The sequence below is a fragment of the Lentilactobacillus parafarraginis DSM 18390 = JCM 14109 genome (assembly GCF_001435895.1).
Taxonomy (GTDB): Bacteria; Bacillota; Bacilli; order Lactobacillales; family Lactobacillaceae; genus Lentilactobacillus; species Lentilactobacillus parafarraginis.
Genome location: NZ_AZFZ01000001.1, coordinates 55,532 through 78,472, shown reverse-complemented (window position 1 = coordinate 78,472; position 22,941 = coordinate 55,532). Strand labels below are relative to the sequence as shown.

At 43.5% G+C, this 22,941-nt stretch carries 27 protein-coding genes; 26 read left to right on the top strand and 1 reads right to left on the bottom strand.

Annotation, left to right across the window (positions count from 1 at the left end):
* Positions 1–19: 19 nt before the first annotated feature.
* The 16 genes from rplO to FD47_RS00320 all read left to right on the top strand — a co-directional run bounded on the left by rplO (position 20) and on the right by FD47_RS00320 (position 10,438).
* Positions 20–454 carry a 50S ribosomal protein L15 gene (gene rplO / locus FD47_RS00390; RefSeq protein ID WP_008211834.1) on the top strand — a complete coding sequence of 145 codons (435 nt, stop codon included), beginning with the start codon at positions 20–22 and terminating at the stop codon, positions 452–454.
* Positions 454–1,773 carry a preprotein translocase subunit SecY gene (gene secY, locus FD47_RS00385; RefSeq protein WP_054732093.1) on the top strand — a complete coding sequence of 440 codons (1,320 nt, stop codon included), beginning with the start codon at positions 454–456 and terminating at the stop codon, positions 1,771–1,773. Before rplO ends, secY begins: the two co-directional genes overlap by 1 nt.
* Before the next feature lie 30 nt (positions 1,774–1,803).
* Positions 1,804–2,460 carry an adenylate kinase gene (locus tag FD47_RS00380; RefSeq protein WP_008211838.1) on the top strand — a complete coding sequence of 219 codons (657 nt, stop codon included), beginning with the start codon at positions 1,804–1,806 and terminating at the stop codon, positions 2,458–2,460.
* Between the two features lie 124 nt (positions 2,461–2,584).
* Positions 2,585–2,803, top strand: a complete 219-nt coding sequence (infA, locus tag FD47_RS00375; RefSeq protein WP_003559541.1) for a translation initiation factor IF-1 — start codon at positions 2,585–2,587, stop codon at positions 2,801–2,803.
* Between the two features lie 35 nt (positions 2,804–2,838).
* Positions 2,839–2,958, top strand: coding sequence for a 50S ribosomal protein L36 (gene rpmJ / locus FD47_RS14930; RefSeq protein ID WP_011668476.1), 120 nt, complete (start codon positions 2,839–2,841; stop codon positions 2,956–2,958).
* Positions 2,959–2,978: 20 nt separating this feature from the next.
* The gene (gene rpsM, locus FD47_RS00370; protein WP_008211840.1) at positions 2,979–3,344 is read left to right on the top strand and encodes a 30S ribosomal protein S13; all 366 of its coding nucleotides are present in this window, start codon (positions 2,979–2,981) and stop codon (positions 3,342–3,344) included.
* Positions 3,345–3,369: 25 nt separating this feature from the next.
* A complete protein-coding gene (gene rpsK / locus FD47_RS00365; protein WP_008211841.1) occupies positions 3,370–3,759 on the top strand; it encodes a 30S ribosomal protein S11 in 390 nt (129 codons plus the stop codon).
* A gap of 99 nt (positions 3,760–3,858) precedes the next feature.
* A complete protein-coding gene (locus FD47_RS00360) occupies positions 3,859–4,809 on the top strand; it encodes a DNA-directed RNA polymerase subunit alpha (RefSeq protein ID WP_040537654.1) in 951 nt (316 codons plus the stop codon).
* Positions 4,810–4,833: 24 nt separating this feature from the next.
* Positions 4,834–5,217 (top strand): 50S ribosomal protein L17, encoded by a 384-nt coding sequence (rplQ, locus tag FD47_RS00355; protein ID WP_040537655.1) that lies wholly within the window; start codon positions 4,834–4,836, stop codon positions 5,215–5,217.
* 192 nt (positions 5,218–5,409) lie between these two features.
* On the top strand, positions 5,410–6,243 hold the full coding sequence (locus tag FD47_RS00350; RefSeq protein ID WP_056979914.1) for an energy-coupling factor transporter ATPase: 834 nt from the start codon (positions 5,410–5,412) through the stop codon (positions 6,241–6,243).
* A complete protein-coding gene (locus FD47_RS00345) occupies positions 6,213–7,088 on the top strand; it encodes an energy-coupling factor ABC transporter ATP-binding protein (RefSeq protein ID WP_054732095.1) in 876 nt (291 codons plus the stop codon). Before FD47_RS00350 ends, FD47_RS00345 begins: the two co-directional genes overlap by 31 nt.
* Complete coding sequence (locus FD47_RS00340) at positions 7,081–7,878, top strand: energy-coupling factor transporter transmembrane component T family protein (protein WP_008211849.1); 798 nt, start codon at positions 7,081–7,083, stop codon at positions 7,876–7,878. Before FD47_RS00345 ends, FD47_RS00340 begins: the two co-directional genes overlap by 8 nt.
* Positions 7,879–7,889: 11 nt before the next feature.
* Positions 7,890–8,684, top strand: coding sequence for a tRNA pseudouridine(38-40) synthase TruA (gene truA / locus FD47_RS00335; RefSeq protein WP_054732163.1), 795 nt, complete (start codon positions 7,890–7,892; stop codon positions 8,682–8,684).
* A 126-nt stretch (positions 8,685–8,810) separates the two neighbouring features.
* Positions 8,811–9,254, top strand: coding sequence for a 50S ribosomal protein L13 (gene rplM / locus FD47_RS00330; RefSeq protein WP_040537656.1), 444 nt, complete (start codon positions 8,811–8,813; stop codon positions 9,252–9,254).
* Positions 9,255–9,267: 13 nt separating this feature from the next.
* Positions 9,268–9,660: a 30S ribosomal protein S9 gene (gene rpsI, locus FD47_RS00325; protein ID WP_040537657.1), complete on the top strand. Its 393-nt coding sequence runs from the start codon at positions 9,268–9,270 to the stop codon at positions 9,658–9,660.
* Between the two features lie 184 nt (positions 9,661–9,844).
* A complete protein-coding gene (locus FD47_RS00320) occupies positions 9,845–10,438 on the top strand; it encodes an ECF transporter S component (protein ID WP_040537658.1) in 594 nt (197 codons plus the stop codon).
* 66 nt (positions 10,439–10,504) lie between these two features.
* Here the strand turns inward: FD47_RS00320 and FD47_RS00315 are convergent, their stop codons facing one another.
* Positions 10,505–10,789, bottom strand: coding sequence for a hypothetical protein (locus FD47_RS00315; RefSeq protein WP_054732097.1), 285 nt, complete (start codon positions 10,787–10,789; stop codon positions 10,505–10,507).
* 217 nt (positions 10,790–11,006) lie between these two features.
* Here FD47_RS00315 and FD47_RS00310 point away from each other — a divergent pair, with 217 nt between their 5' ends.
* From FD47_RS00310 to gatB, 10 genes are all read left to right on the top strand, one after another.
* A complete protein-coding gene (locus FD47_RS00310; RefSeq protein ID WP_040537672.1) occupies positions 11,007–11,582 on the top strand; it encodes a glycoside hydrolase family 73 protein in 576 nt (191 codons plus the stop codon).
* Positions 11,583–11,597: 15 nt separating this feature from the next.
* Positions 11,598–12,170, top strand: a complete 573-nt coding sequence (locus FD47_RS00305) for a xanthine phosphoribosyltransferase (RefSeq protein WP_008211865.1) — start codon at positions 11,598–11,600, stop codon at positions 12,168–12,170.
* Between the two features lie 150 nt (positions 12,171–12,320).
* Complete coding sequence (locus FD47_RS00300) at positions 12,321–13,481, top strand: ATP-grasp domain-containing protein (RefSeq protein ID WP_056979906.1); 1,161 nt, start codon at positions 12,321–12,323, stop codon at positions 13,479–13,481.
* A gap of 99 nt (positions 13,482–13,580) precedes the next feature.
* Positions 13,581–15,812 carry a DNA helicase PcrA gene (gene pcrA / locus FD47_RS00295; protein ID WP_056979905.1) on the top strand — a complete coding sequence of 744 codons (2,232 nt, stop codon included), beginning with the start codon at positions 13,581–13,583 and terminating at the stop codon, positions 15,810–15,812.
* 17 nt (positions 15,813–15,829) lie between these two features.
* Entirely contained in the window at positions 15,830–16,432 is a 603-nt protein-coding gene (locus FD47_RS00290) for a sugar O-acetyltransferase (protein ID WP_054732101.1), read from the top strand.
* A gap of 34 nt (positions 16,433–16,466) precedes the next feature.
* Positions 16,467–18,494, top strand: a complete 2,028-nt coding sequence (gene ligA / locus FD47_RS00285) for an NAD-dependent DNA ligase LigA (protein WP_040537660.1) — start codon at positions 16,467–16,469, stop codon at positions 18,492–18,494.
* A gap of 18 nt (positions 18,495–18,512) precedes the next feature.
* The gene (locus FD47_RS00280; RefSeq protein ID WP_082402567.1) at positions 18,513–19,655 is read left to right on the top strand and encodes a CamS family sex pheromone protein; all 1,143 of its coding nucleotides are present in this window, start codon (positions 18,513–18,515) and stop codon (positions 19,653–19,655) included.
* Between the two features lie 84 nt (positions 19,656–19,739).
* Positions 19,740–20,051 (top strand): Asp-tRNA(Asn)/Glu-tRNA(Gln) amidotransferase subunit GatC, encoded by a 312-nt coding sequence (gene gatC / locus FD47_RS00275; RefSeq protein ID WP_008211876.1) that lies wholly within the window; start codon positions 19,740–19,742, stop codon positions 20,049–20,051.
* Positions 20,051–21,514 carry an Asp-tRNA(Asn)/Glu-tRNA(Gln) amidotransferase subunit GatA gene (gatA, locus tag FD47_RS00270; RefSeq protein WP_056979904.1) on the top strand — a complete coding sequence of 488 codons (1,464 nt, stop codon included), beginning with the start codon at positions 20,051–20,053 and terminating at the stop codon, positions 21,512–21,514. The genes gatC and gatA overlap by 1 nt, the downstream gene beginning before the upstream one ends.
* Complete coding sequence (gatB, locus tag FD47_RS00265) at positions 21,514–22,935, top strand: Asp-tRNA(Asn)/Glu-tRNA(Gln) amidotransferase subunit GatB (protein WP_056979903.1); 1,422 nt, start codon at positions 21,514–21,516, stop codon at positions 22,933–22,935. Before gatA ends, gatB begins: the two co-directional genes overlap by 1 nt.
* Positions 22,936–22,941 lie beyond the last annotated feature (6 nt).

Genomic DNA, 22,941 nt, shown 5'->3' with positions numbered 1-22,941 from the left:
GTAAGGAGGTGCCAATTTCATGAAATTAAATGAATTGAAAGCTGCAGAAGGTTCTCGTTCATCACGGACACGAAAAGGCCGTGGGATTTCTGCCGGTAAAGGTAAGACTGCTGGTCGTGGCCAAAAGGGCCAGAAGGCTCGTGGCAAGACACGTATCGGTTTTGAAGGTGGCCAAATGCCATTGTACCGTCGGACTCCAAAACGTGGATTTAACAATATTAACCGTAAAGAATACGCAGTTGTTAACGTTACTAAGCTTGACGTATTCGATGAAGGCACTGAAGTAACCCCAGAGTTACTTCAAGCCCAAGGAATTGTTAAAAACACTAAATCAGGGATCAAGGTTCTTGGAGACGGTAAGCTTACTAAGAAATTAACCGTAAAGGCTAATAAGTTTTCAAAAACTGCACAATCTGCAATTGAAAATGCTGGCGGTAAAATCGAGGTGGTTTAATGCTCTCGACGTTAGCTGGTGCATTTAAGGTTAAAGATATTCGAAACAAGATTTTGTTTACCCTTTTTGTTTTGGTTATCTTTCGTTTAGGATCGTTCATCACTGTCCCTGGAGTTAATGCAAAGGCGCTTACGTCAGTTGCATCCTCAGGGTTAGTCAGCATTCTAAATACCTTTAGTGGTGGTGGATTAACGAACTATTCAATCTTTGCGATGGGCGTTTCTCCATACATCACTGCTCAGATTATTATTCAGCTGCTCCAGATGGATATCGTCCCTAAATATGTTGAATGGGGAAAGCAAGGAGAAGTTGGTCGGCGAAAGTTGAACCAACATACTCGTTATTTAACAGTTGTCCTAGCGTTCTTCCAATCAGTTGGGATTACAGCTGGATTTAATCAGTTGAGCAGTTTGAACTTAGTTAATCATCCAAGTGTCAAAACATTTATTATCATCGGGATTATTTTAACCGGTGGAACGATGTTGACAACTTGGATGGGGGATATGATTACTGATCGCGGAATCGGTAATGGGATTTCGATGATTATCTTTGCAGGAATCATTGCTCGAATTCCAACTGGTCTTCAATCGTTATGGCAACAATATTTTGTTGGTGTTTCAGGTTCTGATCTCTGGCAACCAATTTTGTTCACCATTGCATTGGTAATCATTGTTCTTGTGATCATCACATTTGTGACTTGGGTCCAACAAGCCGAAAGACGAATTCCAATTCAGTATACGCGTCGAGTTGCTGGGTCACCGGATAGCAGCTATTTGCCACTTAAGGTTAACGTTGCTGGTGTTATTCCAGTTATTTTCGCTAGTTCGTTTATCGCAACCCCGCAAACAATTTTGATGGCATTCACGAATAACTATTCAACAACTACTTGGTATCAAATATTGAATAACGTGTTTAACATGCAAACACCAACAGGGGCAGCGTTTTACACAATTTTGATCATCATGTTTACTTTCTTCTATGCTTTTGTTCAAGTTAATCCTGAAAAACTTTCGGAGAACTTGCAGAAACAGGGGAGTTATATTCCTGGTGTATGGCCGGGCCATGAAACTCAGACATACGTTTCAAATCTTCTTATGCGGTTAAGTACGGTTGGTGCACTATTCTTAGGGGTGGTTGCATTGATCCCATTGATTGCTCAGAATGTTTGGAATTTGGACGAGTCAATTGGACTTGGTGGTACAAGTCTCCTAATCGTTGTTGGTGTTGCAATTGAAACCATTCGGCAAATTCGCGGTTTAATGATGAAACGTGAGTACGTCGGCTTTATTAAAGGAAACCGGCCAACCGATGGTAACTAGCACACAGACAACTAATTGGAGGAAATATCAATGGCATTAAATTTAATTTTAATGGGCTTACCGGGTGCCGGAAAGGGTACTCAAGCGGAATTCATTGTTGATAAGTATCACATGCCGCATATTTCAACTGGTGATATGTTTCGCGCTGCCATTTCAAACGGGACGCCACTGGGTTTGAAGGCCAAGTCTTTTACCGATAAAGGTAATTTGGTTCCAGACGAGGTTACTAATGGCATTGTCAAACAACGGTTAGCTCAAAAAGATACTGAACCTGGTTTTCTTCTGGATGGGTATCCTAGAACGCTGGATCAAGCTGATGCATTGGCAGACATGACCGAACAGTTGCATAAACCACTGTCAGCTGTGATTAACATCGATGTTGATCCTAAGATCTTAACCAAGCGTTTGACAGCTCGGTTCATTTGTAAGAATTGTGGTGCAACTTACAACAAGTTGTATCACATGCCAAAAGTTGATGGAACGTGTGATGTCTGCGGGCACCATGAATTCTACCAACGCGATGACGACAAACCTGAAGCCGTTCAAAACCGGTTAAAAGTTAACGTTAAAATGAACACACCGCTGATTTCTTACTATAAGGATCGCGATTTGTTGTTTAACGTTAATGGTGATCAGGATATCGACAAAGTTTGGCAGGACGTCGATAAGATTTTGAGCTCGCTATAAATACTTCTTTAATTAGTGTTGAGACTATTGGATTGATGAAATATAATGGATATGTTAGACTGTCAAAGGTTTGTCAAGTTCGGATATTTTAAATCAATCACATTTCACTTGGAGGTGTAAATTAGTGGCTAAAGATAATGTTATCGAAGTCGAAGGAAAGGTTGTCGAAACATTGCCTAATGCAATGTTTCGAGTTGAACTTGAAAATGGGCATGAAATTTTAGCGCATGTTTCTGGTAAAATCCGGATGCATTATATTCGGATCCTTCCTGGGGACAAAGTTACGGTTGAAATGTCACCCTATGACTTAACAAAGGGAAGAATTACTTATCGATTTAAGTAATTATTGTCTTCATCATTTTTTGAGGAGGTTTAAAAATGAAAGTAAGACCATCAGTAAAACCAATGTGTGAACATTGTAAAGTAATTAAGCGAAAAGGCCGTGTAATGGTGATTTGCTCTGCAAACCCAAAGCACAAGCAACGTCAAGGAAAATAACAACAGGAGGTGTGTGCTAAATGGCTCGTATTGCCGGAATCGATTTACCCCGTGACAAGCGAATTGTTATCGGATTAACTTATATCTTTGGTATTGGTAACACCACTTCAGAAAAGATCCTTGCGAAAGCAGGCGTTTCTGAAGATGTTCGTGTGCGCGATTTAACTCCCGATCAAGAAGATAAGATCCGTGAAATTGTCAGTGATCTTAAAATCGAAGGTGACTTACGTCGTGAAGTCAGCATGAATATTAAGCGTCTTCAAGAAATTGGTTCATATCGTGGAATGCGTCATCGTCGTGGATTGCCAGTTCGTGGGCAAAACACTAAGAACAATGCTCGTACTCGTAAGGGTAAAGCAACTGCTGGAGTATCCAGAAGAAAATAATTAACAAAGGAGGTCATCTGTTTTTATGGTAAACAAGAAGTCAAGTCGTAAACGTCGGACTAAAAAGAATATTGCCGCAGGAGTTGCTCATATTCATTCAACTTTTAACAACACCTTGGTTATGATTACCGATCCTCAAGGTAACGCTGTTTCCTGGTCATCAGCTGGGGCATTGGGATTCCGTGGCAGTCGTAAATCAACACCTTTTGCTGCTCAAATGGCTGCTGAAGCCGCTGCTAAGGCATCTATGGAACATGGCATGAAGTCTGTTGAAGTTGCCGTTAAGGGGCCTGGTTCAGGTCGTGAAGCCGCAATTCGTGCACTTCAAGCTACTGGGTTGGAAGTGACAGCTATTCGTGATGTTACTCCTGTACCTCACAATGGTTCTCGTCCTCCAAAGCGTCGTCGAGTTTAGTTTATTCATTCAATATAGTGAAGTTTATTTTGCCTATACGTATTGATTTAGATATATTGCACATGGACTCACGCGTTTTGAAAGGGGTTAATGATAAGAATGATTGAATTTGAAAAACCTAACATTCATAAAATTGAGGAAACCAACAACTTTGGTGAAGTTATTGTGGAACCGCTCGAAAGAGGCTATGGGACCACATTGGGTAATTCACTTCGTCGGACGTTGTTATCATCACTCCCTGGAGCCGCTGTAACCAGCATCCAGATTGATGATGTTCTGCACGAATTCTCAACGATTAAGGGTGTGGTTGAAGATGTTACTCAAATCATCCTGAATGTTAAGAAAATTTCGTTGAAATTAGATGGACCTGAAGACGAAGAAGAAAACTTAGAAATTGACGTCATCGGACCTGCTGACGTAACTGCTGGGGATATCCAAGGTGATAGTGATGTGACAGTTCTTAACCCTGATCTGCACATTGCCACTGTTGCCGAAGGGGCTACTTTCCACATGCGATTAACTGCCAACAAGGGTCGAGGCTACGTTTCTGCTGTTGAAAACAAAAAGCGCAGTTCTGAAATGCCTATTGGTGTGCTTCCCGTCGATTCCATTTATACCCCAATCGAACGTGTCAACTATCAAGTTGAAAGTACACGAGTAGGTCAACGCGATGATTTTGATAAGCTCACATTGGATGTTTGGACTGACGGTTCAATCACACCAAGTGAAGCGGTTAGTTTAGCAGCTAAAATTTTGACTGAACATCTTGAAATGTTCGTTGATTTGACTGATGAAGCTAAGAACACCGAAATCATGGTCGAAAAAGAAGAAACCCATAAAGAAAAGATGCTGGAAATGACAATCGAGGAATTGGACTTATCTGTTCGTTCTTATAATTGTCTCAAACGTGCCGGCATCAACACTGTTCAGGAACTTACTGAAAAGACCGAAGCTGATATGATGAAGGTTCGGAACTTAGGCCGTAAGTCACTTGAAGAGGTAAAAGAAAAGCTCGCTGCTTTGGGCCTTTCACTTCGCAAAGAAGACTAAATTTTAAAAGGAGGACAACTGGAAATGAGTTATCGGAAATTACAACGTTCTAGCGAACATCGTCGCTCATTGCTTCGTAATTTAACCACTGAATTAATTATTCATGGCCAAATTATCACAACTGAAGCAAGAGCTAAAGAAGTTCGTTCCACTGCCGACAAGATGATCTCACTCGGCAAACGCGGCGATTTGCACGCCCGTCGTCAAGCAGCTGCATTTGTGCGCGATGTTGTTGCTGATGTTAAAGAAGATGGTGATGATATTACTGTCACGACTGCATTGCAAAAGATCTTTGGAGAATTAGCTACTAAGTATGCTGATCGTAACGGTGGTTACACTCGCATTCTTAAAACTATGCCACGTCGTGGAGACGGTGCCCCAATGGTCGTATTGGAATTAGTTGACTAATTCTTTCTAACAATTTAAATAATTGTCACATTTCACGAGAATCACTCAGATTTTTGGTATAGAACGTCATGATGGTGGATTACTTCCTAGTCTAGTTTGAATGTGAAGGTGAAAACTTTCATGCATCAATTATCTGTAAGTGATTTTTTTGTACATAAATTTGGTTTCGCAGTTGATCACGAGGTTTTAAACATGCAAAATATAATTGAAGTTAATAAGATATCCTATAATTATCCGGAGCGGTCACTTCTTTTCGACAACCTTTCACTAAATGTGCGCGAAGGGGAATGGCTCGCACTTATTGGCCAAAACGGAAGTGGAAAGAGCACGCTTGCCCGGCTCATTGACGGATTATTGGTATTGAAAAGTGGGGCAATCACCGTCGATGGCCTCCCAGTGAATGACGAAAACATCAATGAAATTCGCAATCGGATTGGGATCGTGTTTCAAAACCCAGAGGACCAATTTGTTGGGGCCACTGTCGAGGATGACGTCGCTTTTGGTCTTGAAAATCGTCAGGTTCCCCGCGAACAGATGCACGAAATTGTTGAAAAGAGTCTCAAAAGCGTCGGAATGTGGCAATTCCGCGAGCGGATACCTGCTAACTTATCGGGTGGTCAAAAACAGCGGGTTGCCATTGCCGGAATCATCGCCCTTCATCCCAAAATTATTATTCTGGATGAAGCGACAAGCATGCTTGATCCGCAGGGACGCAATGATATTTTGCAGTTGGTCAGAGACCTTAAAGAAGATAACCATCTTACTGTGATTTCAATCACTCATGATATTGATGAGGCTGCCGGAGCTGATCGGGTTGTCATCTTAAATCAGGGACAGATTATTGATGAAAATACCCCTGATGGGATATTTGCCCAGCCTCAGAGATTGAAACAAATCGGCCTCGACGCTCCGTACCCCGCTAAGGTAATTGAAGCATTATCTCGGCGGGGGATCACCAGTGACAAGCAGTATATGAACGACGAGGAGTTAATCGCATGGATAAAGCAATTAGTCTCAAGAATGTAACCCATACTTATCAGGCCAACACGCCATTTGCTCAAAATGCTTTGGACAATGTGACGCTCAATATTGAGAAGGGCGAATTTACCGCCATAATTGGCCATACTGGGAGTGGGAAGTCAACCTTGGTGCAACACATTAATGCGTTGCTAAAGCCGACGACCGGGTCGCTGAACGTCCTTGGGAAAGTGATCACCCCGACAACGACAAATAAGAATTTAAAGGCTTTTCGAAAGCAAGTTGGCATGGTTTTTCAATTTCCAGAAAAACAGTTATTCGAAGAAACCGTTATTAAAGATATCATGTTCGGACCAAAAAATTATGGGGCAACTGATGAGCAAGCTCGTCATTCTGCTGAGCACGCCATGAAGTTAGTGGGGCTTGATCATTCATTGAGTAATAAGTCACCGTTCGATTTGTCAGGTGGTCAAATGCGGCGAGTCGCGATTGCTGGGGTTCTGGCAATGGATCCAGAAATTCTTATTTTGGATGAACCCACGGCAGGTCTTGATCCCCGTGGCCATAATGAGATCATGGATCTTGCCAAATATTTGAATCAACAGCAACATATGACAATTATCCTGATCACTCATCAAATGGACGATGTTGTAAACTATGCGACCAACGTGGTTGTCATGGATCAAGGACAGGCGGTTAAAATTGGTCCACCTGATACGATTTTTACAGATTTAGATTGGCTTCGAAAAATGCAGCTTGATTTACCGAGCAGCGCTGAATTTGCAAGAAAGCTCGAAAGTGCTGGGATTGCCTTTGATCAGTTACCCTTGACGGTGAATCAGCTGGTTGATCGGGTTGCTCAGTTAGTCGGGAAGAAGGCGGCTCATGAGTAATTTTATCTTTGGTCGTTACTTACCGGGACATTCCTGGATTCATCGCATGAGTCCCCAATCGAAATTATTACTAAGCTTTTATTTTGTGATTGTTATTTTTTTCGCTAATAATGGCTATTCGTATGGGTTGTTGTCTGCGTTGATTGTGTTCGTCATTTTGATGTCCGGCGTTTCAATTGCCTACTTTTTAAAGGGAATTCGCCCATTGATTTGGTTAATTGTTTTTACTGTTTTATTGCAAGTGCTATTCAGTAGTGGTGGCCATGTACTGTGGCATTTTGGGCCATTTTCGATTACCGATCAGAGTCTCATTAACGGGGGATTTATTTTTATCCGATTTCTCCTGATTATCATGATTTCAACTGTCCTGACGTTGACAACGACGCCTTTAGCAATCGCCGATGGGGTTCAAACTGTCTTGAAACCATTAAAAAAGGTTAAGTTCCCTGTGGATACTTTGGCACTGATGCTTTCAATTGCTTTAAGATTCGTCCCTACGCTCATGGATGAAATGGAGACGATATTAAATGCTCAGCGAGCTCGTGGCGTTGATTTTGGCTCAGGGAGCTTAAAGCACCGTGTTAAGGCCGCTGTGCCACTGTTGGTTCCTTTGTTCACAGGCGCGATTAACCACGCCGAGAATCTTTCAACCGCTATGGAGGCCCGCGGGTTTTCAGACAGCGAACATCGAACGAAGTACCGCCTTTATAAGTGGCAATTTAGGGATACGATTAGTTGGATCGTTTTCTTACTAGTTGGCGGTCTTGTGTTAGTTTTTCGAAAATATTAGTGGTGGTGATTTTGATTCGTTACAAGATAACTTTTATTTATGATGGAACAAACTTTAATGGGTTTCAGCGGCAACCTGGACAGCGAACAGTCGAAGGGGTCTTGACGCAGAAGGTTAATGTGATGGCGAAGCATCCCACGCCACCAATTGTGGTTTATGGTTCGGGAAGGACCGACTCAGGGGTTCATGCATTGGCCCAAGTGGCCCACTTTGACTTTCCGTTTGACCTGCCGACCACGGCTATTTATCGGGGATTGAACAGCATGTTGCCTTTAGATATGGAAGTGACAAAGGTTGAGAAGGTGAGCGATCACTTTCACGCGCGATATGATGTATCCGGGAAAAAGTACCTTTATCGCCTGGCTTTGGGCGAGTTCCAAAATCCTTTCAAGCGCAACTATACTGGTCACTGGAAATACCCAATTGACATGCAGAAAGTGACTCATGCATTGAAGGATCTTGTGGGTGAGCATGACTTCTCGAGCTTTGTAGCCTCGGGCTCAACGGCTCATACCAACGTTCGGGTTATATACTCGGCAACTGCAAATTATGATCCAGCGGCAAATGAGGTCTCAATTGAGTTTTACGGCAATGGTTTTTTGTACAATATGGTCCGCATCATGGTGGGCGTGGTTGTCGAAATCGGGTCCGGAATTCGTCCCGAGAATGATATTCCCCGTCTGTTTCAGGTTAAGGATCGCAATCAAGCTCGTTTGACAATGCCGGCAGCCGGGCTTTATTTGGAAAAAGTGTACTACGAAAATGAAGATCCGGATCACCCGACAAAGTTACCACCAAAGCCCTGATTATTTGTAAAAGCAATTGACTTTTATCGTAATTATTTGTATTATGTTAGTTGGTATTGTTTGCCCCACGTGAGCCCCGGAAACTTTCTTGGTGTCGAACAAACACAGAACTTGGAGGAATAAAAAGTGCGTACAACATATATGGCAAAACCTGGTGAAGTAGAACGTAAATGGTACGTTGTTGACGCAACGGACGTATCTTTAGGACGTCTATCATCAGTCGTCGCTTCAATTTTAAAAGGTAAAAACAAGCCTACTTATACCCCAAATGTTGATACAGGGGACAACGTTATTGTGATTAACGCTAGCAAAGTGGGACTAACAGGTCGTAAGGATAAAGATAAGATTTATTATCACCACAGTCGTTTCATTGGTGGTTTAAAACAGAAGACTGCTGGCGAATTCCGTCAAAAGAATCCTGACAAGTTGATCGAAACTTCAGTTAAAGGGATGCTTCCTCATGGAACATTGGGTCATAAGATTGGTTTGAAGTTGCATGTCTATGCAGGGCCTGAACATGATCATTTAGCTCAAAAACCAGAAGTATTAGACATTAAGAACCTAATTTAAGGAGGAACTCGCTTTGGCTCAAGTACAATATCGCGGCACTGGCCGTCGTAAAGATTCAGTTGCACGTGTACGCTTAGTACCCGGCACTGGTAAAATTATTATGAATGAAAAACCAATTGAAGATTATATTCCATTCGCAAACTTGCGTGAGGTGGTTGTTCAACCATTTAACGTGACTGAAACGCTTGGAAACTACGATACATTGGTTAACGTTAATGGTGGTGGCTTCTCAGGTCAAGCTGGGGCTACTCGTCATGGTATCGCTCGCGCATTGCTTGCTGTTGACCCGGATTTCCGTGGCCCATTAAAGCGCGCTGGTTTGTTAACTCGTGACGCTCGAATGAAAGAACGTAAGAAGCCAGGTCTTAAAAAGGCTCGTAAAGCTTCACAATTTTCAAAGCGTTAATCCGTTTGAGATTGACATGGACACCTTCAAACTTGAAGGTGTTTTTATTTTGATTAAACAGTTGCCAGAAATGGGGTGCCGCATATTGCGGTTAAACCTTGAAAATGCCTTAACTTTGGTTGTTTTTATCAGAATTATCGGGTTCTCTGGTATAATATACCCATCTTAGTTGGAGGATAAAAAAATGCCGCGCAAAGGACAAACATTAAGATTTAATTTATTGGCAATGTTCATTGCAATTATCATTCTACAAACATCGATTCCACTAATTGGTTATATTCCGATTGGACCGCTGAGTATCACGATTATTTCGGCGACTGTTGTTATTGCAACCATTTTGATGGGAACCTTGGATGGCGCAATTGTTGGTGGTGCCTGGGGAGTTCTGACGTTTATCCGGGCGTTCGTTTGGCCAACCAGTCCGTTAGCCACGATCGTGTTCGTTAATCCAGTCGTCTCGGTTGTTCCACGAATCTTAATTGGGGTAGTTGCCGGGGTGACCTATCAGGCACTTCGAAAACGGTTTAAACGCCAATCAGTGAGCATTTCAATTGCAGCTGTTCTTGGGTCACTGACCAATACCGTGTTAGTTTTGGGATTGATCTATGTGTTTTACCGGGCCAACGCGCCTCAACTGTACCAAGTCAATATCAAGGAATTGCTCCCGTACCTACTAAGCGTGGTGGGGACCAATGGCATTCCTGAAGCAATTTTCTGTGGGGTTGTGGCACCGCTGATTACCCTCCCTTTGCAAAGGATGCTAAAGGGGCGTCTCTAGTGTTGAAAAAGGGCACAAGAAAAGGCCGTCAACGCAAATCACATTGAACGACCTTTTTAGATTGGCTTACTTCTTCTTGCTTTTTTTGTCGGCTGGTTCATCTTGGTCATCATCATCGTCTTTGATGCGTGGGGCCGCCTTGATAAGCTTTAAGTGCCGGTTATTAATGACAACTTTTTTATGATACTTATCGATGATTTCGGGATCATCAGATTCAAACGTAATCAAGAACGAATTCGTGTAGCTCTTATCAATAAAGCCCTTGAACGTTTGCTTTTCAATCTTAAATGAAACCTCATCACCAACTTGATACTTAGATTGTGCTTCTGATACTTCAGCGTTTTTAGCCATTGGTTCTCATCTCCAGATTTTAAGTGTCAGATGATAACATAACCGATATTGTGGTATTTGTCAATAAATATGGTATTTCGAGCAAATTTAGAAATAGCGATTGTCTTTATTCTGGAATATAGTAAAATTAATTTTGATAGTCAGAAAGTTTGAGGTTCAATTGGCAAAGTATAGGAATAAGCGAAGACGACGAAAACAAACATCAAATATGATTGTGATGCTGGTCCTGGTAGTCTTTGGTCTCGTCATCATTTTAGGATTTCGAATGTTAGCGACAACAACGCCGGAATCGACCCGGGTTGAAGATGCCAGAAGCCAGTTAGCCATCCAGCACCGCCGGTTTATTAACAAGCTCGCCCCCCAGGCCCAGCTGCTTCAAGGACAATACAATGTTTTACCCAGCATCACGTTAGCTCAGGCGATCCTTGAGTCGGATTGGGGAAGCAGCCAGCTGGCAAGTAAATATCATAATCTATTTGGGGTTAAAGCTCAGACAGCGGGGGTTAAATCTGTCTATTTGGATACCCAGGAATACGTTAATGGCCGATACGTGACCGTTAAAGCGCATTTTCAGGTCTATGATAGTTGGAACGATTCGCTTTCCGATCATGCGAAACTGCTGGCATACGGAACCAAATGGAATCCCGATCAGTATCGGGACGTTGTTTCGGCGGCCAATTACGTTCAGGCTGCCCAGGGGTTGGAGAAGGATGGTTACGCAACGGACCCAACGTACACCGAAAAACTTATCTCACTTATAAAAACTTATAAATTGTATCAGTTTGACGACTAGAAAGGAATTCTAAAAATGGACTTACTCAAGAAACGCATTGTGGAGGACGGCACCGTTTTACCTGGGAATGTACTAAAGGTTGACAACTTCTTGAATCATCAGGTGGACGCTAAGCTCATGGACCAAATTGGTGAGGAGTTTGCACGGTTATTCAAGGAAGAAAAAATTACGAAGGTTGTAACGGTTGAATCTTCAGGAATTGCTCCGGCACTAACAACGGCGATCCATTTGGGAGTTCCTTTGATCTTTGCTCGTAAACACAAATCGCTGACCCTGACTGATGACTTGTATACGGCCAGCGTTTATTCCTATACAAAACAGGTTAGTAACGATATCAGCATTGACAAACGATTTTTGGCTCCCGACGATCGGATCTTGATTATTGATGACTTTCTAGCAAACGGCCAGGCGGTTCAGGGACTTTTGGAAATTGCTCAGTTAGCAAAGGTATCAGTTGCCGGGATTGGCATCGTGATTGAAAAGAGCTTCCAAAAGGGCCATACCATGATTGAAAAATCTGGTATCCGGCTGGAATCCCTTGCCCGAATTGCATCGCTTGATAATGGTAAAGTGACATTTGTTGAATAAGAAATTTGGGTGTTTGCTCGTAAGGTAAATAAATGTCGATGACTAAGATTAGTTTAAACTAATTGGGAAGTCGGTCAATCAGCTTTTGGTATGGTATGCTTACATGTGACAGCCGTAATAGGCAATCGAGATATGAAAGTAGTGAAATAATTGGCAGAAGCAAATATCTTGTACCCTGGACAGACAATCGGGATCTTAGGGGATAGCATCAGTAGTACAACTCTACTGTATTACGCAAAAAAAATGGGCTTTCGGGTTGGCATGTACAGTTCAAATGAGAATAGCAAGGCAATGCAGTTAGCCGATTATAAGTTTATTGGTCCGGCCGATGATAAGCAGACTTTGAAAATGTTTGCTGAGCGGTGTGACGTGGTAACCTATGATAATCCGGCGATTGATTCCGAAATTATTCGATATATTTCGCAATTCACGGTTGTTCCGCAGCAGGATACGATGCTGGATATCATTCAGGATCGGTTAATCGAACGCAGTTTCTTTGAAACACTTAACATCAATATGGCGCCTTATGCAACAATTGTGACCTTGGAAGATATCTACCAGGCCATTAATTCAATTGGCTACCCGGCGATTCTTAAGCCAATTCAACGGGGATTGCTTGGGGACAAAGAACTGGTGATTCATAACCAAGCGGATATTGTTTCGGCCTCAGGACTGCTTGATGCTGGGACTTACATTATGGAATCGTTTGTTGAGCATGATACAGACTACTCGATTATCGTGACGCGACAGGGTGACGGATCAATCAGTGTTTTTCCAATTGTTGAAGTGATTTATCACGGCGAGCAAATCATGACCGCATACACGCCTGTTAAGCTTGATGCGAGTGTGGAAAAAGAAATGAACCGCATTACCAACGAGATCGCCAAAAACGTGGACTATGTGGGGACGTTTGAAGTTTCCTTATTTCTGGCTAAAAGCGGGTCGATTTATGTTAATCGGGTTGCGCCGGTTCTCAGTGCAGCTGGATTTTTGTTTGACTATGCGGCCAATACAAATGAGTTTGAACAGCATTTACGCGCAATTGCTGGTTTGCCGTTAACTGAAATTAAGCCAAGTTTACCGACAGTCTTTCAGGCGATCCGGCAGCGAGAATATCAACGGGTTCAAACCCAGTGGGTCATTAAGGGCGATTGGCACTTTTCATTCTATGGAAATGAAGCAACCGATCCTCAAGATTCGGTTGGTCATATTCTAATTCCCGGGCCCTCGATTTCGGATACCCTGATGAAAGTTGAAGCCACCAGCATATGGGACGATATCGACTTTAAAGCAAAATATGAAAAAAAATAAAAGTCGGAATTTCCGACTTTTTTTATACTTAGAATCAAGACGAAGCAAACATATATTTGGTATAATTGATTGGATAATTGTGAGAGGATGACATATTCAGTGGTAGAAGATAGTTTATTAAAAGGATTAAATAAGGACCAAAAAGACGCCGTGGTTCATACGGAGGGACCGGTCCTGATTATGGCCGGCGCTGGCAGCGGGAAAACCCGTGTTTTGACGCACCGGATTGCTTATATTGTTGAACACAATCACGTGATGCCTTGGAATATTTTGGCGATTACGTTTACGAATAAGGCAGCTCGAGAAATGCGCGAACGGGTTTCCAAATTATTGGATGAGAGCGGCAACGATGTTTGGGTTTCGACATTTCACGCCCTGTGTGTGCGAATTTTGCGCCGAAATATTGATCAGTTAGGATTTAATCGGGCGTTTACAATTGCGGACACCAGCGAACAGCGGACATTGGTGAAACGGGTGCTGCGTGAGCTTAACATTGATCCGAAAAAGTTTGATCCCCGGGCCATTTTATCTGCCATTTCAAATGCAAAGAATGATTTGTTGACACCAAAAGCTTTTAAAGCGCAGGCAGCCGCGGCTTTTGATCAAATTGTTGCCGACGTTTATCAGCGGTATCAGGATGAATTACGCCAAAATGATGCCTTGGACTTTGATGACTTGATCATGATGACGATTGAATTATTTGATCAATTTCCTGATATTCTGAGTTATTATCAAGATAAATTTCACTACATTCACGTGGATGAGTATCAAGATACCAATGAAGCTCAGTACAAATTAGTGAATACGTTGGCAAAAAAGAACCAAAATATTTGCGTGGTTGGGGATGCGGATCAGAGTATTTATGGCTGGCGAGGCGCTAACATGCAGAACATCCTCGACTTTAAAAAAGATTATCCGGATGCGCATGTGACTTTGCTGGAACAAAATTATCGTTCCACCAAGACGGTTCTAGATGCGGCAAACTCAGTGATTGCCCATAATGATAATCGGGCAGATAAAAATCTCTGGACCCAAAATAATCAGGGAGAGCCAATTTCCTATTATCGTGGTCAAACTGAAAGTGATGAAGCCCGTTACGTGGTTGCTAAAATTCAAGAAGAAATGAAGAACCCCAAACGCAACTTTGGGAGCTTCGCAATTTTGTACCGGACAAACGCGCAGTCCCGGGTGATTGAAGAGACGCTGTTAAAGGCGAATATTCCTTATACGATGGTTGGCGGCCACAAGTTTTATGATCGTAAAGAAATTCGGGACGCATTATCATACCTTACGTTACTAGGGAATCCAAATGATTCAATGAGCTTTGAACGGGTCATCAACGAACCTAAGCGAGGAGTTGGCCAAACGAGTCTTGAGAAGTTGCGGGTATTTGCCAATGATCATGGTTGGACTCTTTTACAGGCGGCGGATAACGTTGATTTGGCCAATGAGATTTCGACCCGTGCCAAAAATGCCATTGCGTCCTTTGCCCACACCATTAATTCGGTGGCTTCCAAGATGGCAGATCTTTCGATTACGGATCTAACTGAAGAAATTTTAGATAAAAGTGGTTATCTCAGTGCGCTTAAGAGTTCTAAATCCTTGCAGGATCAGACCCGATTAGAAAACTTGGAAGAATTTATCTCGGTTACTCAAAAGTATGATCAGGATAATCCGGACCAGACTGGACAAGATAATTTAGTTAACTTCTTAAGCGACTTAGCGTTAGTTTCTGACCAGGACGACCTTGAAGACGACGCAGCCGAAGTCACTTTAATGACGTTGCATGCAGCCAAGGGGTTGGAATTCCCGGTTGTGTTCATGATGGGAATGGAAGAGGGGCTTTTCCCACTTTCCAGAGCCACCGAAGATGAGTCTGAGCTTCAAGAAGAACGGCGACTTGCCTATGTTGGTATCACCCGAGCCAAAGAAAAGCTCTATTTGACGAATGCCTATTCCAGAATGCTGTATGGGCGTCGGCAGAATAATATGGAATCCAGGTTTGTAAATGAAATTAAGCCGGAACTTTTAAAGTACGAAAATGCCCAGCAACAGGATTCACCGGTAACAACGCCGTTTGATCGGCGAACTCGCCGGGCAACCGCAACGACCTACCAAGGACCTGCTCAACCCGTGATGAAGCCCAAAGGAACCGGGGCTGAACGGGCCGCTTGGAATGTTGGCGATAAGGTTGAACACAAGGCTTGGGGAACCGGAACGGTTGTCAAGGTTACCGGAGCTGGTGAGGACATGGAGTTGGATATTGCCTTTGAACAGAAGGGGATTAAACGTCTGTTGGCCGCGTTTGCGCCAATTACGAAACAGGATTAAGGAATGGGGGGGTACTTATGAGCCTTGAACAGCAGATTGCAAACGGTGAAGTTTATCGAGAATCCGGCTTTTCCGATCCCGAGGATATCGCGTTGGCAAAGAAGCTTGCCCATCAACGACAAATGGGAAAGCACCGCTCATTCGCGTATAACCAGACGGACCCAGTAGATGAACCTGCCCGCCAAAAAATTCTAAGGGAATTATTTGGCTCGGTTGGTAAGGACGTTTTTATTGAGGGGCCGGTTTATACGTCTTACGGCAATCACACCCACATTGGTGATCATTTTTACGCAAATTTCAATTTTACGGTGGTAGATGACGCCCCCGTCACAATTGGAAACTATGTGATGTGTGGGCCTAACGTCATGATCTCAGTAACCGGCCACCCATTGGAAGGTCCTAAACGTCGTCATGGGGATCAGTTTAGCAAACCAGTCGTCATTGGTGATGACGTCTGGATTGGCGGCAACGTTGCAATTCTACCAGGCGTTCATGTTGGCAGTAACGTTGTGATTGGGGCGGGAAGCGTTGTGACTCATGACGTTCCCGATGATTCTGTGGTGGTCGGGGTGCCGGCCCGAATTGTGAAACAATTACCACCCCGAATGGATCATGTTTAAAGGAACCTGATTTCTATAAGTAGAAGGTGTAACCGTGGCATTTGAGAATATGTCTGAAGAACAGGCGCAAAAAGCCGCCGAAGAATTAAGATCAAAGTTAAATAAATGGGCTGATGAGTACTATACGTATGATGCTCCGAGTGTCGAGGACTCCGTGTACGATCAAACATATCAACAATTGGTGGATTTGGAAACTCACTTTCCAGCGATTGTGACGCCTGATTCGCCAACTCAAAAGGTGGGTGACCGGACGTTGCCGGGATTCACCAAAATCCCCCATGAAATTCCGATGCTGTCCTTAGGAGATGTTTTTTCGATTGCGGAACTAAAGGATTTTGCTGATCGGCTGACAGTTAACGATGGGGTGCCGTTTGAGTATAACTGCGAACTCAAAATTGATGGCTTGGCAATTTCGCTGCGGTATGAAAACGGCGTCTTTGTTCAGGGATCAACCCGTGGAAATGGTCAAATTGGCGAAGATATCACTCGAAATCTACGAACGATTAAGTCGATTCCTAAACGATTGAGTCGGCCAATTAACATTGAAGTCCGCGGGGAGTGTTACATGCCCAAGGCTTCATTTGTTGCTCTGAATCAACAGCGACAAACGGACGGGGACGCGCCCTTTGCTAACCCGCGAAACGCCGCTGCGGGAAGTTTGCGCCAGCTCGATCCAAGGGTAACCGCTCATCGTAAACTAAGTACGTTTATGTACAATGTCGCCGATTATAGTGATTTGCAGTCCGATACCCAAAGTGGGATGTTGGCAGAACTTAAGGCCCTGGGATTCGAAATTAATCCGGATTACCGCGTCGCAACTAAAATGGCTGATATTGACCAATATATTGCTGAATACACCCAAAAAAGAGATGATTTGGCTTATGGAATTGACGGGATCGTAATCAAGGTAAATGCGTTGGCCCTGCAGCAGTCTCTGGGGGCAACGGTGAAGGTTCCGAGGTGGGCAATTGCATATAAGTTCCCGCCTGAGGAAGCTCAGACCATTGTCAGAGACATTGAATGGACGGTTGGCCGGACAGGCGTTGTGACCCCAACGGCCGTCATGGACGCTGTGACTTTGGCGGGAACAACCGTTAGCCGAGCATCGCTGCACAATCCGGACTATTTGCGTGAAAAAGATATCCGAATTGGCGATACGGTGAAACTCCATAAGGCTGGCGACATTATTCCAGAGATTTCGACCTATGTAAAGGAGAAGCGGCCTGCTGACAGCAAACTTTATCCGGTGCCAACGAAATGCCCGTCCTGTGGGTCGGAGCTTGTTCACTTGGAAGATGAAGTCGCTTTAAGATGTATCAACCCGCAGTGCCCAGCCCAATTACAAGAGGGATTGACCCATTTTGCCTCACGGGACGCTATGAACATTGACGGACTCGGTCCGAAAATTATTGGCCAGTTATTCGAGAAGCACATGTTAAACGACGTTGCCGGTTTATATGAATTAACGTTTGATCAGCTGATGACCCTCGATAAATTTGGCGAGAAATCGGCCGGCAACTTACTAAGTGCAATTGATAACAGTCGGAACAACTCCTGCGAACGCCTTTTATATGGATTGGGCATTCGCCATGTTGGGGCAAAGGCCGCGCGATTAATTGCCCAACACTTTAAAAATATTGATAAGGTTATGCAGGCGACCGCCCAAGAAATTGCGGAAATTGATACAATGGGAATGATCATTGCTGACAGTGTCGTCACCTACTTCTCAATGCCGCAATCCCAAAAATTGATTGACCAGTTAAAGCGCGTTGGCGTTAATATGACTTATTTGGGAGCAACTGAAGAAACCCTTGAGCAATCTGAGTCTTTCTTTAACGGCAAACGATTGGTTTTGACTGGTAAGCTTCAGCATATCACCCGGCCCGAGGCCACCCGTTGGTTGGAAAACCAAGGTGCAAAAGTCAGTGGTTCGGTTTCTAAAAAAACCGATCTTGTGATTGTTGGTGAAGATCCCGGTAGTAAATATGATCGGGCGAAAAGTTTGGGTATCGAGATATGGGATGAAGATCAATTCGCAAAGGCAATGGCTGATAATAAGTAACGTATGGAGGAAGTTATTTTGAAAAAAATATTTCTGGGACTCTCAGTTATTTTGACGGGAATCCTACTTGCTGCGTGTGGGAGCGTGGATAATTTATCCAACGATACCAATAGTTCTGGCAGCTCGAAAGGTAAAACGCAGTTAACTGGTCAAACCAACACCGGCTATTATCAGGGGGTCATTAAAAACGGCCGCTATCAAACCAGTAAGTCACGGGGCGTCAGTGTTCAACAGGAATCAAACCAGTTTAATATTAAGGGATTTGAAAACGGCCTGCTTAATATTTCCAAAAAGCAATTTTCAACCAAAAAGTATGTCTTTCAAGAGGGCCAGTACCTGTCAACAAAACGGGTTGAGGCTTGGCTGGGTCGAAAATCCAAGTCAAACCCAACCGGATTAAATCCAGTCAAGTCCAAATCAACGAGTGCAACTAAACGAAATCCAATTTACTTATCCCAAATCGATGAGCAGGATTATATGACTCGTAGTGGGAAGTCGCTTAGTTTGCAGGGGATGACCATTGGATTGGCGATTAATTCCGTTGACTATTACAAGAAAACTCAGTACGGGCCTACTTATCAAACCGATTTAACGAATAATCAAATTAATTCTGAGGGTAAAAAGATTGCCAACCAGGTTCTTAGTCGGCTGCGAAACAATAAGAAGTTGAAGAACATTCCGATTGTGATTGCTTTGTATAAGCAGGCTTCTGATGACAGTTTGGTTGGCGGAAACTTCTTTGCTTATTCAACAAACAATAGTGGGACCACCTCGGTTAACAAGTGGAATAAAATTAACCAGAAGAACTACGTCTTTCCGCTTCAATCTAATCAGAAGGGTCCAAGTCAAAATGATGCTGATTCCTTTGACAACTTTAAGTCCCAGGTTCAAACGTTCTTCCCTAATTTGAGTGGGGTCACCGCGCAAGCTCAGTACACCAACGGGTCACTGACCGGGATGAATGTGAACATCACGACTCAGTTCTACAGTCAGACTGAAATTATTAGTTTTACTCAATATATTCAAAGTGCCGCGCAGCGATACTTGCCTGCCAACGCGCCGATTGATATTACGGTTCAGTCGACTGAGGGGATTCAAAGCTTCTTGACGCGGAAAGCGAACGAAAAGAAGTTTTCGGCTCACATATTTAATAGTTACTGATTTTGCAAGAAATCAGGATAATTTCTATGGTAAAATGAATATTGTTACTTAAAATTACTAATTGCAGAAGAGAGAAGGATTTCAATGACTGAAAAGATCTCCGAAGATCAAGTACGGCACGTTGCCCAACTGGCAAAGCTCAAGATCAATGATGATCAGCTCCCGTATTTTACGACCCAGTTGGATCAGATCATTGGGCTGTTTGAAACGCTCAGTGAAGTTGACACTGACGGGATTAAACCTACCAGTAGTGTCACTGACCAAGTGAATGTAATGCGCGAAGACGTGGCTGATAATTGGAACCAACGTGACGGACTTCTTGCAAGTGCCCCTGACACCCAGGATGGCTATATTCGCGTTCCTACGATTATTGATGAAAGTGGGGAAAACGAGTAATGAATTACTTTAATCAATCATTAACAAGTATTCACAAACAGCTTTCCGATAAGTCGGTTTCAGCTGAAGACCTAACGAAACAAACCCTTGAAAACATTAAAAACGTTGATGGTGACATCAATGCTTTTCTGACGCTTGACGAAGATGGCGCCCTTAAGCAGGCCAAGGAAATTGATGATAAGGGAATTGATTCTGATAATCTCTTGTCCGGTTTACCGATTGCCGTTAAGGATAATATTGTCACTAAAGGGCTCAAAACAACCGCTGCTTCAAAAATTTTGGAAAACTTTACCCCGATTTATGACGCAACGGTTTCTGAAAAGATCAAGAAATTGGGAACCATTACCGTTGGTAAGACCAATATGGATGAGTTTGCTATGGGTGGATCAACTGAAAATTCAGCCTTCAAAATAACCCATAACCCCTGGGATACGACCAAGGTTCCTGGTGGCTCATCAGGTGGTTCAGCTGCAGCAGTTGCTGCTGGCGAAGTTCTGGCAGCTTTGGGGTCTGATACTGGGGGGTCGATTCGTCAACCAGCTTCATTTACCGGTGTTGTCGGGATGAAACCAACGTACGGTCGGGTCTCTCGTTGGGGATTAATTGCCTTTGGTTCAAGTTTGGATCAGATTGGGCCGATTACCAGAAACGTTGCTGATAACGCAACGTTGTTAAATGCAATTGCTGGTCATGATGATCACGATTTAACCTCATCGACTAAGGAAGTTCCTGATTTTACCAGTTCATTGAATAAAGGCGTTAAGGGCCTTCGAATTGGGATTCCGTCTGAGTTTATGGCTCAGGGGCTTGATGACGACGTCAAGCAAACGGTTTTAAACACCGCTGAAACCTTCAAGAAATTAGGAGCAACGGTTGACGAGGTATCATTACCACACACCAAGTATGGAGTTGCGGCTTACTACATCATTTCATCTTCGGAAGCTTCGTCAAACTTGCAACGATTCGATGGCATTCGGTATGGACGCCGGGCAAAAGATGTTAAGAACTTGGAAGACCTATACGTAAAGTCACGTTCTGAAGGCTTCGGTGACGAGGTTAAGCGCCGAATTATGCTGGGGACATTTTCATTGTCTGCCGGTTTTTATGACGCCTACTTCAAGAAGGCTGCTCAAGTTCGAACGTTGATGATTAATGACTTTAATAACGTCTTTAAAGACTTCGATTTGATTTTGGCACCAACCGCACCAACACCAGCATACGGAATTGGTGAAGATGTTTCTGATCCAATGACGATGTATATGAACGATGTGTTGACCCTTCCGGTTAATTTGGCCGGACTTCCGGGAATGTCAGTTCCAGCTGGCTTCTCAAAGGGTTTACCGGTTGGCGTTCAGTTAATCGGGCGCCCATTTGATGAATTGACGGTTTACCAAGCTGGTAATGCATTTGAACAGGAAACTGACTTCGGCAAACAAACCCCAACGATGGGAGGTAACAACTAATGAATTTTGAAACAACGATCGGGCTTGAAGTCCATGTTGAATTAAAGACCCACTCAAAAATTTTTAGCCCTTCTCCCGTAGAATTTGGTGATGAGCCGAACGCCAACACCAACGTGATTGATTGGGGCTATCCAGGTGTTCTACCAACGACCAATAAAGGTGTCGTTCATGACGGGATTATGGCTGGTTTGGCATTGCATGCCCAAATTGAACGACAACCCCACTTTGATCGGAAGAACTATTTCTATCCTGATAATCCAAAGGCTTATCAAATTACACAGTCGGAAACGCCAATTGCGCATGACGGCTGGGTTGAAATTGAAATTGACGGCCATAAAAAGAAAATCGGCATTGCTGAAATGCATATTGAAGAAGATGCGGGTAAAAATACCCATGCGACCGATCACTCATACGTTGACCTTAACCGTCAAGGAACGCCATTGATTGAAATTGTTTCCAAACCCGACATTGCTTCTCCTGAAGAAGCCTATGCCTACTTGGAACAGTTGCGACAGATCGTTCAGTTTACTGGCGTTTCCGACGTTAAAATGGAAGAAGGTTCCATGCGGGTTGATACGAACATTTCAATTCGGCCAGTTGGTCAAAAAGAATATGGAACAAAGGTCGAAATGAAGAACATCAACTCCTTCAACTATGTGCGTAAGAGTCTTGATTATGAAGAACAGCGCCAACAGCGGGTTTTGATGTCTGGCGGCTCGATTCAACAAGAAACCCGCCGGTTTGACGAAACGACTGGGCAAACTGAATTAATGCGGGTCAAGGAAGGCTCCGATGATTACCGGTACTTCCCAGAACCTGATCTGCCGGTTCTGACGATTTCACAAGAGTGGATTGATCAAATCGAATCTGAATTACCTGAGCCACCCGCAAAGCGTCGTGAACGATACGTTAACGAGCTGGGAATTACCGATTATGATGCGATGGTTATTACCCAGACCAAAGAAATGTCGGACTTCTATGAAGCAATGATTAAAGCCGGAGCCGATGCGAAGTTGGCAGCTAACTACCTTCAAGGCGACGTCAATGCATACCTCAATGATAATCAGGTTGAACTCCAAGATACGAAGATTACGCCTGAACATTTGGCGACGATGATTAAATTGATCACTGACGGCACGATTTCATCCAAAATGGCCAAGAAGGTTTTCAAGGCCATTACAAAGGGTGACGAGCCGAAAAAATTTGTTGAAGATAAAGGAATGGTCCAGCTTTCAGATCCGGCTCAACTTCAGCCACTAGTTGATAAAGTAGTTGGGGCCAATCCGCAATCGGTTGAGGATTTCCATAATGGTAAGGACCGGGCGATCGGCTTCTTAGTTGGTCAAATCATGAAGGAAACTCATGGTAAGGCTAATCCTCAAGTGGTTAACAAATTATTAAAGGACTCCATGAACAAGTAGAAGGTC

What these genes read in the sequence shown, in the direction of transcription:
- rplO (WP_008211834.1), top strand. Translation starts at nt 20, where the DNA reads ATGAAATTAAATGAATTGAAAGCTGCAGAAGGTTCTCGTTCATCACGG.
- secY (WP_054732093.1), top strand. Translation starts at nt 454, where the DNA reads ATGCTCTCGACGTTAGCTGGTGCATTTAAGGTTAAAGATATTCGAAAC.
- FD47_RS00380 (WP_008211838.1), top strand. Translation starts at nt 1,804, where the DNA reads ATGGCATTAAATTTAATTTTAATGGGCTTACCGGGTGCCGGAAAGGGT.
- rpmJ (WP_011668476.1), top strand. Translation starts at nt 2,839, where the DNA reads ATGAAAGTAAGACCATCAGTAAAACCAATGTGTGAACATTGTAAAGTA.
- rpsM (WP_008211840.1), top strand. Translation starts at nt 2,979, where the DNA reads ATGGCTCGTATTGCCGGAATCGATTTACCCCGTGACAAGCGAATTGTT.
- rpsK (WP_008211841.1), top strand. Translation starts at nt 3,370, where the DNA reads ATGGTAAACAAGAAGTCAAGTCGTAAACGTCGGACTAAAAAGAATATT.
- FD47_RS00360 (WP_040537654.1), top strand. Translation starts at nt 3,859, where the DNA reads ATGATTGAATTTGAAAAACCTAACATTCATAAAATTGAGGAAACCAAC.
- rplQ (WP_040537655.1), top strand. Translation starts at nt 4,834, where the DNA reads ATGAGTTATCGGAAATTACAACGTTCTAGCGAACATCGTCGCTCATTG.
- FD47_RS00350 (WP_056979914.1), top strand. Translation starts at nt 5,410, where the DNA reads ATGCAAAATATAATTGAAGTTAATAAGATATCCTATAATTATCCGGAG.
- FD47_RS00345 (WP_054732095.1), top strand. Translation starts at nt 6,213, where the DNA reads ATGGATAAAGCAATTAGTCTCAAGAATGTAACCCATACTTATCAGGCC.
- FD47_RS00340 (WP_008211849.1), top strand. Translation starts at nt 7,081, where the DNA reads ATGAGTAATTTTATCTTTGGTCGTTACTTACCGGGACATTCCTGGATT.
- FD47_RS00320 (WP_040537658.1), top strand. Translation starts at nt 9,845, where the DNA reads ATGCCGCGCAAAGGACAAACATTAAGATTTAATTTATTGGCAATGTTC.
- FD47_RS00315 (WP_054732097.1), bottom strand. Translation starts at nt 10,789, where the DNA reads ATGGCTAAAAACGCTGAAGTATCAGAAGCACAATCTAAGTATCAAGTT.
- FD47_RS00310 (WP_040537672.1), top strand. Translation starts at nt 11,007, where the DNA reads ATGCTGGTCCTGGTAGTCTTTGGTCTCGTCATCATTTTAGGATTTCGA.
- FD47_RS00305 (WP_008211865.1), top strand. Translation starts at nt 11,598, where the DNA reads ATGGACTTACTCAAGAAACGCATTGTGGAGGACGGCACCGTTTTACCT.
- FD47_RS00290 (WP_054732101.1), top strand. Translation starts at nt 15,830, where the DNA reads ATGAGCCTTGAACAGCAGATTGCAAACGGTGAAGTTTATCGAGAATCC.
- gatC (WP_008211876.1), top strand. Translation starts at nt 19,740, where the DNA reads ATGACTGAAAAGATCTCCGAAGATCAAGTACGGCACGTTGCCCAACTG.
- gatA (WP_056979904.1), top strand. Translation starts at nt 20,051, where the DNA reads ATGAATTACTTTAATCAATCATTAACAAGTATTCACAAACAGCTTTCC.
- gatB (WP_056979903.1), top strand. Translation starts at nt 21,514, where the DNA reads ATGAATTTTGAAACAACGATCGGGCTTGAAGTCCATGTTGAATTAAAG.